Annotated in this window: 12 protein-coding genes; 8 read left to right on the top strand and 4 right to left on the bottom strand. The window is 52.7% G+C overall.

Annotation, left to right across the window (positions count from 1 at the left end; translation table 11 throughout):
• The 4 genes from NSQ24_RS23495 (at window position 1) to NSQ24_RS23480 (ending at window position 6,139) form a co-directional block, all read left to right on the top strand.
• Complete coding sequence (locus tag NSQ24_RS23495; RefSeq protein WP_003388263.1) at window positions 1-1,200, top strand: peptidoglycan DD-metalloendopeptidase family protein; 1,200 nt, start codon at window positions 1-3, stop codon at window positions 1,198-1,200.
• A gap of 99 nt (window positions 1,201-1,299) precedes the next feature.
• Window positions 1,300-2,775, top strand: a complete 1,476-nt coding sequence (locus tag NSQ24_RS23490; RefSeq protein ID WP_003388262.1) for a S41 family peptidase — start codon at window positions 1,300-1,302, stop codon at window positions 2,773-2,775.
• A 171-nt stretch (window positions 2,776-2,946) separates the two neighbouring features.
• The gene (locus NSQ24_RS23485) at window positions 2,947-4,215 is read left to right on the top strand and encodes a PDZ domain-containing protein (RefSeq protein WP_003388261.1); all 1,269 of its coding nucleotides are present in this window, start codon (window positions 2,947-2,949) and stop codon (window positions 4,213-4,215) included.
• A 184-nt stretch (window positions 4,216-4,399) separates the two neighbouring features.
• On the top strand, window positions 4,400-6,139 hold the full coding sequence (locus NSQ24_RS23480; protein WP_339166716.1) for a hypothetical protein: 1,740 nt from the start codon (window positions 4,400-4,402) through the stop codon (window positions 6,137-6,139).
• Window positions 6,140-6,268: 129 nt separating this feature from the next.
• On the opposite strand, the gene NSQ24_RS23475 is transcribed toward NSQ24_RS23480, so the two are convergent.
• Window positions 6,269-7,204, bottom strand: a complete 936-nt coding sequence (locus NSQ24_RS23475) for a flagellar hook capping FlgD N-terminal domain-containing protein (protein WP_024985326.1) — start codon at window positions 7,202-7,204, stop codon at window positions 6,269-6,271.
• A gap of 172 nt (window positions 7,205-7,376) precedes the next feature.
• On the opposite strand from NSQ24_RS23475, the gene uvrB reads away from it, so the two are divergent.
• The 4 genes from uvrB to NSQ24_RS23455 all read left to right on the top strand — a co-directional run bounded on the left by uvrB (window position 7,377) and on the right by NSQ24_RS23455 (window position 13,558).
• Window positions 7,377-9,353 carry an excinuclease ABC subunit UvrB gene (uvrB, locus tag NSQ24_RS23470; RefSeq protein ID WP_003388258.1) on the top strand — a complete coding sequence of 659 codons (1,977 nt, stop codon included), beginning with the start codon at window positions 7,377-7,379 and terminating at the stop codon, window positions 9,351-9,353.
• Window positions 9,354-9,367: 14 nt separating this feature from the next.
• Entirely contained in the window at window positions 9,368-12,235 is a 2,868-nt protein-coding gene (uvrA, locus tag NSQ24_RS23465; RefSeq protein ID WP_024985327.1) for an excinuclease ABC subunit UvrA, read from the top strand.
• Between the two features lie 286 nt (window positions 12,236-12,521).
• Window positions 12,522-13,151 carry an HD domain-containing protein gene (locus NSQ24_RS23460; RefSeq protein ID WP_339168083.1) on the top strand — a complete coding sequence of 210 codons (630 nt, stop codon included), beginning with the start codon at window positions 12,522-12,524 and terminating at the stop codon, window positions 13,149-13,151.
• A gap of 47 nt (window positions 13,152-13,198) precedes the next feature.
• Window positions 13,199-13,558 (top strand): phage holin family protein, encoded by a 360-nt coding sequence (locus tag NSQ24_RS23455; protein ID WP_003388254.1) that lies wholly within the window; start codon window positions 13,199-13,201, stop codon window positions 13,556-13,558.
• A 209-nt stretch (window positions 13,559-13,767) separates the two neighbouring features.
• On the opposite strand, the gene NSQ24_RS23450 is transcribed toward NSQ24_RS23455, so the two are convergent.
• From NSQ24_RS23450 to NSQ24_RS23440, 3 genes are read right to left on the bottom strand one after another with little or no spacing between them, the layout of a single operon-like run.
• Window positions 13,768-13,896, bottom strand: a complete 129-nt coding sequence (locus NSQ24_RS23450; RefSeq protein WP_003388253.1) for a hypothetical protein — start codon at window positions 13,894-13,896, stop codon at window positions 13,768-13,770.
• Complete coding sequence (locus tag NSQ24_RS23445; RefSeq protein ID WP_243014467.1) at window positions 13,893-14,510, bottom strand: accessory gene regulator B family protein; 618 nt, start codon at window positions 14,508-14,510, stop codon at window positions 13,893-13,895. The genes NSQ24_RS23450 and NSQ24_RS23445 overlap by 4 nt, the downstream gene beginning before the upstream one ends.
• A gap of 14 nt (window positions 14,511-14,524) precedes the next feature.
• A complete protein-coding gene (locus NSQ24_RS23440) occupies window positions 14,525-15,865 on the bottom strand; it encodes an ATP-binding protein (RefSeq protein WP_031932631.1) in 1,341 nt (446 codons plus the stop codon).
• Window positions 15,866-16,029: the final 164 nt, after the last annotated feature.

Raw genomic sequence — 16,029 nt, 5'->3', positions numbered from 1 at the left:
ATGAGGAAGAAGATACTGCTATCCATACTGGTGACAGGCCTTCTGGCTGTCTCCGCCGCACCTTCAACCGTCAGTTGGGCAGCAAGCAAGTCATCCCTAGACAAAATCAATCAGGAATTGAAAGCTATTCAACAAAAAACGAGAGCACAGAAAAAGAAGGTAGAGGCGACCAAGCAACAAATCGCTTCGGTCCAGAAGCAGACAAAAGACCTGGAAACAGAGCTGATGGCGATTGACCTTCGCCGCAACGAAACCCAGAAAAAGCTGGACAAGCTCGAAAACGAGATGGAAGTGACCAAGGTAAAGGCAGCAGAAGCACAGGACCAGCTCGACGAGGCCATCGACCGGGTCGCCAAGCGGGATGCCCTGCTGAAGACGCGTGTCAAGGTTATGTATGAGCGCGGCAACGTCTCTTATCTGGACGTATTGCTGGGCGCGTCCGATTTTGGCGATTTTCTGACCCGCATGCAGGGATTGAAGCTGATTTTGGAGCAGGATACCAAAATTCTCGAAGACAACAAGCGGGACAAAGACACGATTGAAAAGAAGAAAAAAGAGATCGACCACCAGCTCACCGTGTACGCAGGAATGTACGAAGAGGCGGAAGATTTGAAAGCCGAATTGGACAAGCAGTACAAGCGGAGCGTTGTCGTGAAGGCCGAACTGCAAAAGCAAGAAGAGCAGCTGAATGAGAGCCTGGAAGAATACGGCCAGCAATTATTGGCCCTTGTAAAACAGGAAGAGGCAAAGTACGCTGAAAGAGTACGTGCGCTCAGCTCCAGCAGCAACGGCTACAAGGGCGGGCAGCTTGGACTGCCGATCGACGATGGGCTGTTCCGCTGGTCCTCCGGCTTCGGAGTGCGCAGAGACCCGTTTACCGGCCGCTCTGCTGGGCATAATGGAGTAGATATGGCAGCCCCGAAAGGAACTCCGATCAAGGCAGCTGCTCCGGGCATTGTCGTCTTCGCCGGCTACTACGGAGGCTTCGGCAACGCGGTGATGATCAAGCACAGTCCCGAGATTACCACGCTTTACGGGCACATCCGTGAGGGCGGCATCAAGGTGTCGGTGGGACAAAAAGTAGATAAAGGCCAGAAAATTGCCGAGGTCGGATCGACCGGCCGTTCTACAGGCAACCATTTGCATTTCACCGTGTACAAAAACGAAGTGGCTGTCGATCCGATGCCGTACCTTCGCTAGCGCGTTCCGGAGACGTTCAGGCAAATATTGCCTGACAGATTTGCATACACTAGCTGCATACCTTTTCCACCGGGGAGCACAAAGGATGGTGTCGTGACGATGAAATGGAATGGACGTTCCGTGTTTGCCCTCGTGATCGTCACCATGGTCGCGAGCAGCTTTTTGACCATGGGTTTGATGAAGACGTCCGCCGGTTCGAGTAACGCTACGGCTGTTACCGCAGCGGCAGGCTCTCTGTTCACCGGGAGCCAGGAATACCCGAAAGAATTCAAAAAGCTGCTTGATGCGTTTTCGGCCATCAAGCAGGAGTACATTCAGGATGTGACGACGGATCAATTGGTTGAAGGGGCTATCGGCGGCATGGTCGGTTCCCTGAAAGATCCGTACAGCGATTACATGGACCCGACATCGGCGGAAGAATTCAACTCTACGCTGCATTCGACGTTCCAGGGAATCGGTACGGAGGTGACGATGCAGAACGGACGTGTGACCGTGGTATCGCCCTTTAAGGGCTCCCCGGCCGAACGTGCGGGCTTGCGTCCCAACGACCAGATTCTCAGCGTAAACGGCGAGTCGCTCGAAGGGCTTGATCTCCATCAGGCCGTTACCAAAATCCGCGGTCCGAAAGGTACGAAAGCGGTCCTGAAGATCGCCCGTCCGGGAGTAGCAGAGCCGCTCACGGTCGTCTGCGTCCGCGACGATATTCCGATTGAGACAGTGACGAGTCAAATCATGGAGAAGAACGGAGTCAAGGTGGGAGTCATCAGCCTGACGCAATTCTCCTCCGACACATCCAAGCATTTTACGGATCAGTTGACTGATCTGGAGAAAAAGGGAATCGGCGGTTTGATCATTGACGTCCGCGGAAATCCTGGCGGCTATTTGCTGGCTGTGAAGGAAATCGGCGAAACGTTGATACCAAACAAGGGCAAGATCGTCGAAATTGAATACGGTTCTGCCAACAAACAGCGCGAAGAGTATTTTTCCAAGACAGACGCTGCCAAGCCGTACCCGATCGCGGTCCTGATCAACGGCGGCAGCGCGAGCGCGTCGGAGATTCTTGCCGGAGCGATGAGCGAAAGCGGAGGCTACAAGCTCGTCGGGGAGAAATCCTTTGGCAAAGGAACCGTCCAAAGTACGATGGAAATGGCCGACAAGAGCCAGTTGAAGCTGACCATCGCCAAGTGGCTGACGCCAAAAGGCAATTGGATTCACGAAAAAGGCATCGAACCTGACGTGAAAGTAGAGCAGCCTGCGTACTTCAACGCGACTCAATTGCCGACAGACAAAGTGCTTTCTAGGGACATGGCGGGCAGCGATGTCAAGAACCTGCAGTTGATCCTGACCGGGCTGAAGCTCTCTCCGGGCCGTGACGACGGTTACTTTGACGAGAAGACGGAGCAGGCCGTGAAGAAATTCCAGACTGCCCACAAGCTGCCGGCGACCGGAAAGGTTGATCAGGCGACGCGGACAGCGATGGAAGACAGTCTGCGTGAAGAAATACGCAAACCGGAAAATGACCTTCAACTGCAAAAGGCGCTCGAAGTAGTTGCTCAGCAGAACAAGGCAAAATAATCCAGGCGGAAAAGGCAGGGAATCTCCTGCCTTCCGTAGAAATGGTTACCACGGCTATGAATGGCCGTGGTTTCTTTTTTGACTGAAGCTGACAAGAAGAGTGCTGCGATGACGTTGCCAATAGCTTGGCACCGTCACGTTTTCGAAAGCTGTTTATGCGAGGTGAGGCATATGGCGTTGCAAGGTGATGTTCTATCGGTGCTGGCCGGGTTTGGCGGTTTTCTTTTTAACCCTGTTTTTTACGTGTTTCTGCTGTTTATTTATTTGCACTACCGGCGCCAGATGCTGCTGGAAAGACAACTGTTTGCCGTTCGCATTCAATTCCCCCTCCAGCAGACGATTCGCTCTCTCGGCATGGGCATCGTGGGAGGATTGCTGATTTCTCTTTTGGCGGCCGTACTTGGGGTTGCCGTACAAATACAGGATCTCTGGCTGCTGTGGGGCTTTGCGGCAGTTTTGGCCCTAATCCGGCTGCGCTTTCTCTGTTTTGCCTATGGTGCAGGGCTGTTGACGCTTTTTCACGCAGTTGCCAAGGTCTTTCCAGACGTCTCTTCCGTACCCGGGATCGGGCTGCTCTGGGGCATGCTCGTCCAGGCTAAGCCGGTGCCGCTTTTGGCGCTCGTAGCCATCATGCACTTGATTGAGGCCTTTCTGGTCCGTTGGAACAGGGGGCGGGATGCGTCGCCGTTATTCGTGGAGGGACAGCGTGGACGGATTGTCGGGGCTTATCTGCTGCACTCGTTTTGGGTGACGCCGCTTGCGCTGTTCGTGCCTGTAGAGGCGGGAAGCTTTAGCGGATCGCTGTATCCGGGCTGGCCGTTTTTTGCCCCCGGCGCTGCATCCTTTGCGTTGCTGCTGCTCCCTTCGGTCACCGGTTTTTCTGCTTTGACGCAGACGGAGACGCCAGCTCAGCGGGCGGGGCAAATATCCAGGCAATTGGCGCTGTATGCGGTTGTGCTGCTCGGATTGACTGCGCTGGCAGCATTGTGGATGCCGCTGATCCTTCTGGCTGCAGTGTTTGCACTCATCGGCCACGAAGGTCTATTCTGGCTGAGCCAGTGGCAGGAGCGGCAAAAGGCTCCATATTTTATCCAATCCACGCGGGGAATCAAGGTAATGGCAGTTCTTCCGGGGACTCCCGCAGAGGAGATCGGGATCAGGCCGGGAGAAATTATCGTCAAGGTAAATGGCGTATCCGTGCGAAACAAAGAGGATTTGTACCCTGCCTTGCAAGTCAATCCCGCCTTCTGCAAGATGGAAGTGCTCACCCTGGATGGCGAGGTCAAATTCGTCCAGTGCGCCGTATACGCCGGCAACCACCATCAGTTGGGGATTATCGTGGTGCCGGATGCAAATACGAGAGTGTTTGTCGATATGCAGCAAGCAAGCGTTGTTCAACTAGTGAAGCAGAAGCTGGAAAAGATCAATCTCGGAGCGTAAAGGCAGCTTCCAAGGGAAGGCTTATTATCCAACAAAAAAAGCGCGGGAAAAGGCTCTGCGCTTTTTCTATTGGGAGAAAGCAAAAGTGAGCAGACTTCCCGGTTTTTTTATACACTCGCTTTGTAACAAGACAGCCCCTTCACGCGTCTTTTTAGAATAGTGGATAAAGGGGGATACAATCTGCATGAACCGATATAGAAAACATGCGCTGCGCTTATGCGCCGGAACTGTCATAACAGCCAGTCTGCTTTCATTCCCGTTCGCCTCTCCAGGCCAAGCGTCAGCAGCAAAAGCGGCGGCAGCGGTCACTCCTGTACCGGTAGCGATATCCAAGGGGATTCAAAATGTAACCCGGCTGATTCCTGAGCTGCGAAACGGCTCAGTCGTTTACGATGGTCCGGTTGACGGTCCCGGCGTCAGCGGCGATCGAGTCTCGTTTATCATGGCAGGAAATAAAGATGGGGAGCCGCAAGATCAGGCGATATTTGACAGTCAATCAGGAAATCTGCTGGTGCTGGAGCTGAAGCCGTCGGGTGCTTCAACCCACCAAACAGGGCTGCTGACCGAGGAGGTCGTCAGGTCGAGGGCTGCCGCCTTTCTGTATGGCCTTCATCCTTTTGGAAAATCATACGAAGCACGAGACGTCACCCGTCAGGACGGAACTCGCCAAGGCGGAATTCGCCAAGACGAAATGGATCAAGACGGTACGTTTACGGTTCGGTTTGTCCGCAAGCATAACCAAGTAGCGCTGAATGATGCGTACGACTGTTTGGTCACGGTCGATGCGACAGGGCGGATCATTGGCTTTCGCACGCTCAACGGTGCCCTTTATGAACCGATCGATCACAAGGAAATGCCGTCGCCGCAGCGCGTGCTGTCAATGACCACGGCTCACCAGCGCTTTGCAGAAAGCAAGCCGCTGGAGCTGATGTACATGCTGCCGGACCAAGCTGCGCCAGTGTCAGAAGCAGAAGCTCGCCAACCTCAGGCTAGGCTGGTTTATGCCATCAAGGGAGGAATCGTGGAAGGCCCGCATACCGGCAGTGCCATCGATGCCTTTACGGGAAAACGAATGCAGGCCCCTCAGAAAAAGCCGCAAATGGTCTCCTTAGCAGGAAAAGGCCGCTACGCCGCTTTGAAGACTGAGGCGGAGGTAAAAGCATTCGCCAAGGAAATCGCCCGCGCAGACGTAGATAAATGGCCGTTGTCGGTTATTTCAAAGAACATGGAAAACGGAGAACAGCACCGTATCTATATCTGGGGGATGTTTGCCAAAGATGTCGCTGATCAGGAGAAGCCGTACCACCTGGGGAATTTTCCGGACGATGCAAAGGGAGAGAACAGATATCATCTGCTCGTAGAGGTTGAGGCCAAGACGGGCAAGCTGATCAGCATGAAACAAAACGATGGGACGTCTCCCCGGAAAAAAACAGACAAGAGCAGAGATCTCAAATCAGCTCTCTCCTTGATCGAAAAGCTGCTGCCAGCAGGAACTCGGCAGTTCCGGGTTGTTGATGCGGGGAACGAAGAACGGAGCATTTGGCTGGCAGATCCGGTGGTTGGGGGACTGCCTGTGGCAAAAAGCGGGCAAACCGCAGAAGAAGGAGCATACGTCGTTGAGGTCAATCCTTTGGACGGCTCCATCCGCGAGCTGAGAACAGAACCTTACGATCAGGTGAAATTTCCCGAGCGGACCCAAGCCATCTCCGAACAGGCAGCTTTAAATGCCCTGCTGCAAGCATATCCGCTGGAGCTTGTGTATGTGAAGCAGCAGTCAAAGCGGGAGGACAAACCGGAGTGGAAGCTGGTGTATGATCTGTCGTTCCGACAATCGCGTGCCCACTGCTTCTGTGGACCGGACCTCCGGGTGGATACGACCGTATACGTTGACGCTTTGACCGGAAAAGTAATCGTGGATGAATAAAAGCAGGGTGCACAAAAGGAAAAGCCGTTCGGAAATGGAATCCGAACGGCTTTTGGCTTGTTGCTTGCAACGGTTCGCTGATGCGTTTGCTAGCATCCACAGTTTGCTTGCATCCACACAATAATCTGTTTACGCATATGCCTGCGCTTCGTACCCGATGATTTGGTTCAGCTTTACCTTCTTGTCGTCGTCGAGAACGAATTCGATCAGGCCATTTTTCATGCTGACCGCTTTGATCACACCTGTGAGCTCGCTGGTCGATGCCGTTCCGTCTGGTTGGGTGGACGAGTCCGTATAGGTGATTGTATAGCCGATCATCTGGGCATATTGGAGGGTATTGTCCATTCGCGCATTGTCCGGCTTGACCGACATGCCCTTGATGTTTTCCAGCTTGATCGAGGTTCCGTTGTCCAGCTGGAATTGCACGGCATTGTCCTTCATCGTGAATCCGACAATGACTCCGTTTTTGACTTCATCGACGGAAGTGACGTCGTCCGTGGTGTCAGGGTTTCCATCCTTGTCCACCTGCTTCGACTCCGTATAGGACACTTCTTTTCCGATCATCTCGGCGTACTTCAGGCTGTTGTCCAGACTGTTTCCGGACAAGCCTTTCGATTCCAGACCCTCGATCCATTCGCGGGGGACTGGCGTTTGTTCGCCCTGGATGCGGAAGTAGATTTTTCCTTGATCGAGGTATACGGCGTCGATGACTCCCGATTTTTTCTCATGGGTCACTTCGCCCGTCATTTCGTCCTTTTTCTGCATGTCGTAGCTGGCTGTTCTGCCGACCAGCGCTTCGTATTCCCGCAGGGTCAGCATGCTGTTGTTGGACTGCTCCATCAGGCTGGCCATCTTGGTCAGCTTCTCAACCATGGTCATCATGCTCGTTTGCTGCAGGAATTGCGAATTGTCCATCGGAGAGAGCGGGTCCTGCTGTTTCAACTGCTCCAGCATCAGCTTCATAAAGGCATTCTGGTCCAGCTCGGTGGAAAACTCCTTTTTGCCTTTATAGCTCAAATGGGGCTGTATGTGAGTGCTGTTATTGACGGTGTTTGTATCTGACATGGCTGTCCTCCCTGTCTCTGACGGGTACTTCAGTACGTTCACATTCTTCTTTACAATGTATCGGTAAAATCTGCTTGAGAGTAAAGACAAACATTTGTTCGAATTTGCGGCTTATTTTTTGAATGATTGTGTTATAATGGAAATGAGATGTGACAAGGAGATGAACGAGGGAATGGACCGTTTTGAATTGGTATCGGAGTTTCAGCCGTCCGGAGACCAGCCGACAGCCATTGCCGGACTGGTGGAGGGTGTGCTCGCCGGAAAGCGGCACCAGACATTGCTGGGCGCGACCGGTACGGGAAAGACCTTTACGATTGCTCAGGTAATTGCCCAGGTAAACAAGCCGACGCTGGTAATGGCCCACAACAAGACGTTGGCTGCCCAGCTTTGTGCCGAGTTCAAGGAGTTTTTCCCGAACAACGCGGTGGAATACTTCGTCAGCTACTACGATTACTATCAACCGGAAGCGTACATTCCCCAATCGGATACGTATATCGAAAAAGATTCCAGCATCAACGACGAGATCGACAAGTTGCGCCACTCCGCGACCAGCGCGTTGTTTGAGCGGCGTGACGTGATTATCGTGGCGTCGGTGTCGTGCATTTACGGCTTGGGTTCGCCCGAGGAATACAGAGAGCTGCTGCTGTCGCTTCGGGTCGGGATGGAAAAAAGCCGCGACGAAATCCTTCATCGCCTGGTGGACATCCAGTACGACCGCAACGATATCAACTTCGTTCGCGGGACGTTCCGCGTACGGGGAGACGTCGTGGAAATCTTCCCGGCTTCGCAAAGCGAGCAGGCGATCCGCGTCGAGTTTTTCGGCGATGAAATCGAACGGATCACAGAGATTGATGTCCTGACCGGGGAAATCCTCGGGCAGCGCGATCATGTAGCGATTTTCCCAGCTTCCCACTACGTAACGCGCGAAGAAAAAATGAAGCGCGCCGTCCAAAGCATCGAGATGGAGCTGGAGGCGAGGCTCGCGGAGTTTCGCGCGGCAGGCAAGCTGCTGGAAGCGCAGCGTCTGGAGCAGCGCACCCGCTACGACATCGAGATGATGATGGAGATGGGCTTCTGCTCCGGGATTGAAAACTACTCCCGCCATCTGACCGGCTTGCCGGAAGGACACGCGCCGTATACACTGATCGATTATTTTCCCGACGACTTTCTCGTCGTTATGGACGAGTCGCATATGACCCTGCCCCAGGTACGTGCCATGTACAACGGTGACCGGGCACGCAAGGATGTTCTCGTAGAGCACGGCTTCCGTCTGCCGTCAGCGAGAGACAACAGACCGCTGAAATTCGAGGAATTCGAAGCGAAGCTGAAGCAGGCGATCTACATTTCCGCGACCCCGGGTCCCTACGAGCTTGAGCACTGTCCGGAAGTCGTCCAACAGGTTATTCGCCCGACGGGTCTGGTGGACCCGACTGTGACCGTCCGCCCGATCAAGGGGCAAATCGACGATCTGATCGGCGAGATTCAGGCCACCATCGCCAAGGACGAACGGGTTTTGGTGACGACCTTGACGAAAAAGATGGCGGAAGATCTGACCGATTACCTGAAGGATATCGGCATCAAGGTTCGCTATTTGCACTCCGACATCAAGACGATCGAGCGGATGCAAATTTTGCGTTCCTTGCGTCTGGGGGAATTTGACGTGCTGATCGGGATCAACCTGCTGCGGGAGGGGCTCGACTTGCCGGAAGTTTCGCTCGTCGCCATCCTCGACGCGGACAAAGAGGGCTTCCTGCGCAACGAGCGCTCCCTGATCCAGACGATCGGACGCGCTGCCCGGAACGCCGAGGGACGCGTCATCATGTACGCCGACCGAATAACCGATTCGATGAAGGCGGCGATCAGCGAGACGGAACGGCGCCGCAAAATCCAGACAGAATACAACGAAAAGAACGGAATTACCCCGCAAACGGTCAAGAAGGCTGTCCGCGAAGTCATCGAAGCGACCAAGGTAGCGGAAGAGAAGGCAGATTACCTGCCGCATGCCGACTTTAAAAAGATGCCGAAGAAGGATCGCATCCAGGTGATTGAGCGAATGGAAGAAGAAATGAAGGAAGCGGCGCGCAACCTCATGTTTGAGCGAGCAGCCGAATTGCGTGATTTGATTCTTGAGCTGAAGGCAGAGCTCTAAGGAGAGGGAATTGCATGCCATTGGAACATATTGTGGTGAAAGGTGCCCGTGCCCACAACCTGAAAAACGTCGATGTCGTCATTCCTCGCGACAAGTTTGTCGTGCTGACGGGGTTGTCGGGATCAGGGAAGTCATCGCTTGCATTTGATACGATTTACGCCGAAGGACAGCGGCGGTATGTGGAGTCGCTGTCCGCCTATGCCCGTCAATTTCTCGGGCAGATGGACAAGCCGGACGTCGACTCCATCGAAGGCTTGTCCCCTGCCATTTCGATCGACCAGAAGACGACGAGCCGCAACCCGCGATCTACAGTAGGGACTGTTACCGAGATTTACGATTACCTGCGCCTTTTGTACGCGCGCATCGGGAGAGCGATCTGTCCCGAACACGGCATCGAGATTCAGTCCCAGACGGTTGAGCAGATGGTCGACCGCGTGATGGAGTACCCTGAGCGTACCCGGCTGCAAATCTTGGCCCCGATGGTTCAGGGACGCAAAGGAGAGCACGTCAAGCTCCTGGAGGACATCCGCAAGCAGGGCTTTGTCCGCGTGCGGGTAGATGGCGAGATTCGCGATTTGTCCGAGGAGATCAAGCTGGAGAAAAACAAAAAGCACAGCATTGAGGTCGTCGTGGACCGGATTGTCGTCAAGCCGGACGTTCAGGCGCGGCTGGCCGATTCGCTGGAGACCGCGCTTCGTCTGGCCGATGGAAAGGTGATCGTCGATGTCATGGAGCAGGAAGAGCTGTTGTTCAGTGAAAAGCACTCCTGCCCGATCTGCGGATTTTCCATCGGCGAGCTGGAGCCGCGCATGTTTTCGTTCAACAGCCCATTCGGCGCCTGCCCGGAGTGCGATGGTCTGGGCGTCAAACTGGAAGTGGACCCGGACATGGTTGTACCCGACGTCACCAAGTCGCTTGCCGACGGTGCCATCGGAGCCTGGGAGCCGAAGTCCTCGACGTACTATCAGCAGCTTCTGGAGTCCGCTTGCCGTCATTTTGACATTCGGATGGACATTCCGTACGAGGAGCTTCCAGAGGAGCACAAGCAAATCCTGATGTACGGCAGCCAGGGAGAAAAAATCCAGTTCCGCTACGAAAACGAGTTTGGCCAGGTCAGAGAGGCGACCGTTCCTTTCGAGGGAGTCGTGATCAATTTGCAGCGCCGCCATCTGGAGACCAGCTCCGACTATATTCGCGAACAAATCGAAGGCTTCATGAGCCAGAAGCATTGTCCTGTCTGCAAAGGACATCGCCTTCGTCAGGAAAGTCTGGCCGTCCGGGTGGGCGGTCGCAGCATTTCCGAACTGACCGATTTGTCCATCACCGACGCGTACGAGTTTATCGACACACTGGATCTGACTGAGAAGGAAATGAAGATCGCCAACCTGATCGTCAAGGAAATCAAGGCGCGCCTCAACTTCCTGATCGACGTCGGACTGGACTACCTGACGCTGAGCCGTGCGGCGGGAACCCTTTCCGGAGGGGAGGCGCAGCGCATCCGGCTTGCTACCCAGATCGGTTCCAGTCTGATGGGCGTTCTCTATATCCTGGACGAGCCGAGCATCGGTCTCCATCAGCGCGACAACGCCCGCCTGATCAAGACGCTGGAGCATATGACCAAGCTGGGCAATACGCTGATCGTCGTAGAGCACGACGAGGATACGATGATGGCTTGCGACTACATCATCGACATTGGACCAGGTGCCGGTATTCACGGCGGCAAAGTCATCGCTGCAGGTACACCGCAGGAAGTGATGGAGAACCCCGATTCTTTGACGGGCGCTTACTTGAGCGGACGCAAGTTCATTCCGGTTCCGATGGAGCGCCGCAAGCCAAACGGCAAATGGCTAACCATCGAGGGAGCAAAGGAAAACAACCTGAAAAACGTCACCGTGAAAATTCCGCTCGGCCTGTTTGTCGCTGTCACAGGCGTTTCCGGTTCTGGAAAGAGCACGTTGATCAACGAGATTTTGCACAAGGCGCTGGCACGCGAGCTCAACCGGGCCAAGGCAAAGCCGGGCGAGCACCGTCGGATCACGGGTCTGGAGCACCTCGACAAGGTGATCGATATCGACCAGTCGCCGATCGGACGCACGCCGCGATCCAACCCTGCCACGTATACCGGCGTGTTTGACGATATCCGCGACCTGTTTGCCTCGACCAACGAAGCGAAGGTCCGCGGCTACAAAAAGGGCCGCTTCAGCTTCAACGTAAAGGGCGGCCGCTGCGAAGCGTGCAGCGGTGACGGGATCATCAAGATTGAAATGCATTTCCTGCCCGACGTCTACGTACCCTGCGAGGTTTGCCACGGCAAGCGCTACAATCGGGAGACGCTGGAAGTGAAGTACAAAGGGAAAAGCATTGCCGACGTCCTGGAAATGACGATTGAGGATTCGCTGGAGTACTTCCGCAACCTGCCGAGGATCGAGCGGAAGCTGCAAACCTTGCTCGACGTGGGGCTGGGCTACATGAAGCTGGGACAGCCGGCCACTACGCTCTCGGGCGGGGAAGCGCAGCGCGTCAAGCTGGCGTCGGAGTTGTACCGCCGCAGCTCCGGCCGTACCCTTTATATCCTGGATGAACCGACGACCGGGCTGCACACTGACGATATTGACCGCTTGCTGAAAGTGCTTCAGCGGTTGGTGGAAAACGGGGATACGGTGCTGGTAATCGAGCACAACCTGGACGTTATCAAGACAGTGGATCACATCATCGATTTGGGACCTGAAGGCGGTACCCGCGGCGGACAAATCGTAGGGACGGGAACGCCTGAGGAGTTGGCGGAGGTACAGGGCTCTTACACGGGCCAGTTCCTGAAGCCCATCCTGGCACGCGACCGCGCTCGTACAGTCGCAAGATGGGAGGAGCTCGTCTCCAAGTAAGCGCAACTGACATGAGCGGGAGTGCTTGTGAGTATAATGGACTATAGGTGCGTCATCCAAATTTGCACAAAGATATCAACAAAATGTGTTTATATTTCCAAGCAGGCACATACAGGCGAAAACGAAATAAGAACGCTCTTCAAGAGATGCACGATACAGCCCGGAGTTAATCGCTCCGGGTTTTCTTTCCGATGAAGTAAAGAGGATTCCATTCAAATGATCGATTGTTTTGTCACTGGTCAAAACACTCAACCAGTTGATGGATGTAAAGGGAGAGTGCAAAGAGATGGAGCTCGTGAAAGAAGCGCTGGCTTCCTTGCCAGAGGGCCTGGTAAAAAAAGCGGAGCGATTTTTCGACGGCCAGGACCCGGCCCATGATTGGCAGCATAACTTGCGCGTCATCGGGCTTTGTGAGCGGATCGGACGCGAGGAAGGCGCGGATATGCAAATTCTTCGGCTGGCTGCCTTGCTCCACGACATTGGACGTGCGGAAGAGAGGCGGACGGGAGAGTGCCATGCGGAAATCAGCGCACGCCTCGTGCCGGAGCTGCTGACTGAGTACGGTTATTCCGAAGAACAAGCAGTGCTTGTCCAGCAGGTGATTCTTGCACACCGTTTTCGCAAGGAGCGGCCTCCGACTTCGCTAGAGGACAAGATTTTATTCGATGCCGACAAACTGGACTCAATCGGCGCGATCGGGATTGCCCGTGCCTTCGCCTACTCGGGAGTAATCGGACAGCCGATTGTCTCCGATGACCCTTCCGTGCACACTCCAGCCAGGGAGTACGAGTGGAAGCTCAGCCGCATACAAGAACGACTGATGACGAGCACGGCTCGTCGTATAGCAGAAGAGCGACACACCTTTATGGAGCTTTTTTTTGCACAATGGAAGAAAGAACTGCATGGGATGCTTTAGGGACAAATTTGCCAGCTTCTGAATCAAGAGGGAAGGAGGGGAGACGGATGATTCGGTGGATAGTCAAGCTTTTGTTAAACGGTGCAGCCCTGCTGCTGATTAGCCAGTGGTTTGAGGCGATTACCCTCTCCAGTTTTGGTGTAGCGGTGTGGGCAGCTTTCATTTTGGGATTGGTCAACACGTTTATCAGGCCGATCCTGGTTTTCTTTTCCTTGCCGCTCCACTTTTTGACGCTGGGGCTGTTTTGGTTTGTGATAAATACGCTCACCTTTGCGCTGACGGCCTATTTGATCGATGGCTTTGAGGTGGGGAACTGGCCGGGATCATTCTGGACGGTTCTGATGGCAGCGGTGCTGATGAGCTTGTTTGGATGGATCATTGAAGGTGTCCTCAGCAAAAAGAAGTAGGCAGCGTTGAAAGAGAGGACACGACGGCTTATCGCCAGTTGACTGGAAAAACCGGAAGACTGGCTGAACGATATCAGGAAAAAGAAAGCGGCTGTCTTCATTTGAAAGTCTTTCCGAAGTGACAGCCGCTTTTTCATGTAAAAAAGGGGCCCCGCTTGCTTCGGGAACACCCTCTTGCATTTTTAAGATCGTAATAAAATCGTAAGAGACTACTGCTGTTTTTCCCGCTGAGAAGGAGGAATCGGTTCGTAGAGGAACCCCCCCTTTAATACACCGGCAACATGCAAGGCAGACAAGGATGCAAAGAAATCTGACGTCAGTTTACGCAATTTCTTCATAACATACCACCCTTTCTTAACATTTGTTCCAGGCCGGCCACCATACGATACGAAACCGGATGGAGGTGCAGCGACTGCAGAAAAACAGCAAGCGAATATATCAATGCTATTTTCTGGTAATATACTACCAGAAAAAGTATGAAAGTGCAACCTATCGTAATCAGAAATAGGATCACTTTTTTGCTGATTTGTCTGACTCTTTCATTGGTAGGCAAATAAGTGTGGGCGGCAGGAGCATATTTCACATTGATCAGAAAGGCTGCCCCCATAGAAATGACAATCCAGAAATAGGCCAAAGATGTGGTAAGTACGGGGAGATGAGCCATCACATATCCTGCTCCTGACAAAGTTGCTGTCCCGACGATGAGACAAGACCCGGGTGTGCTCATGTGAACACCCCCGGTAAAGAGACGATGCAGAAAGTAGATAGTGGTTAGGAGAAAAACTTCCCCGACGATGCCAAGAAGGATTGAGACAAGGAACAGAAACATCACGTTTAATAGATTTAGAAGAAAGATTTCAATTCCGTGTGACAGCTCCTCCTCTGTATGAATCGTATCTTCAGACATGATTTTTCTTGCGATCCGCTTCGATGTCTTTTCCATCCATCCCATGGAAACACTCCTTTTTACAAGCCAAAGGAAATTCGAAAGCTGGTGACGCCTTGTTCCGATTGAACCTGAATCTTGCCGCCATATCGTTCGGTCACGGATTTGACGACAGCGAGCCCGACCCCTCCTTCTCCATTGGTTTTCGTTGTATATCCCAGTTGGAAAATAGCCTGCAGCTTCTCTTTTGGAATCGTAGGTCCGCTATTTTCGATATAAAGGTATTGCTCACCCTCGGAATAACCCCATTCCAGCTTTATGTAACGGTTCTCCTCGAGCTCGTAGGAGGAGGCTCGGATAGCATTGTCGAAAAGGTTGCCGATAATCTTGATCAGGTCATACGTTCGAATGAAAGAAAACTGATGAGTCCCGAAGATTTTGATGTCGCACGATATTCGTTCGGCGATGCAAATAGCCATTTTGGATTGAAACAGAGCAGAGATGGCCGGGTTTTGAATGCCCTCCAAAACTTGGACACTGTTTTCTACTGCTTGCTCGATGGACACCGTTTCCTGCAGAAGCTGCTGCACGTATTCTTTGCCCATATCATGCATGCCTTCCTTCAGGAAGCCATTGATAGCCGTGTAGTGGTTGAGAGAATCGTGCTTGATGGACCGGATCGCGGTCAAAAGGTCGTTGATGCTTTGCAGATAAGGAGTCTCCGTTTCGGTCTCAACGCGGTTAATCGTCAGGTTGACGTAAATTCGGAACAGGTAGACGATCACAATAAACAAGAACAGAATGACAAGTTGAAAGAATAGCTGATATTGTGTCGTGTAGAATTGAAGCAATGGAGAATTGTTTCCCCTGATAAAAAATGAAGTATTCATAAACAAGATCAACAAAAATTCAATACTACCAATCAAAATCAGCATGAACAGGTAACGGTTATGACGGTTTTGCGGAACCATCCTGCGCAAATCGATCTTGAGCATTCGCAGAAAAAAGGCCAAAAGAGCCAAGACAAATAAATAAAGAAATCCTGCAAAATGCTGTAGAAATGATGTGGTAAGAATGTCAAATCCGTAAATCTGCTGGCTGTTTAACAGCATCAAAATTACGAATTCTGCGAGGATCATGCTACCAATTGAGGCAATCGTCATGGAAACCGCCATAAATATCTTTGCTCTAAAGAGAAAAAGAATAAACAGATAGGTAAAAAGAAGCATCGTGACAATTTTTGGTTGATAGGGGACGTTGAGAAAGCTGAGCGACTCCCCTGCAATAGCGAACAGCATACAAAAAACGACAGTTTTCTTCAGATGGGCAACCGGAGATTGATTGAATATGGCAAAACCGATTGTCAGAAGCAAGAAGGCTTCAGGTACATCTATTAGGAAGAAACGGAGCAGGAAATCCAATTGCCTTGCCTCCTCTCAATCTGTAACACACATACGAAAAACGGGGGCAATTATGTAACTATAGTATAGCAGAGAGTATGTAACAAAGATGAAACACTAATTCTATCTTATGAAATAAGTCGATTAATGTAAATGATGTTAGAAGAGTTTGAATAGTCCGATGT

Source organism: Brevibacillus sp. FSL L8-0520, assembly GCF_037963895.1.
Taxonomy (GTDB): Bacteria; Bacillota; Bacilli; order Brevibacillales; family Brevibacillaceae; genus Brevibacillus; species Brevibacillus borstelensis.
Note: the sequence above shows the minus strand (reverse complement) of the source record. Positions and strands in the feature narration are given on the sequence as shown.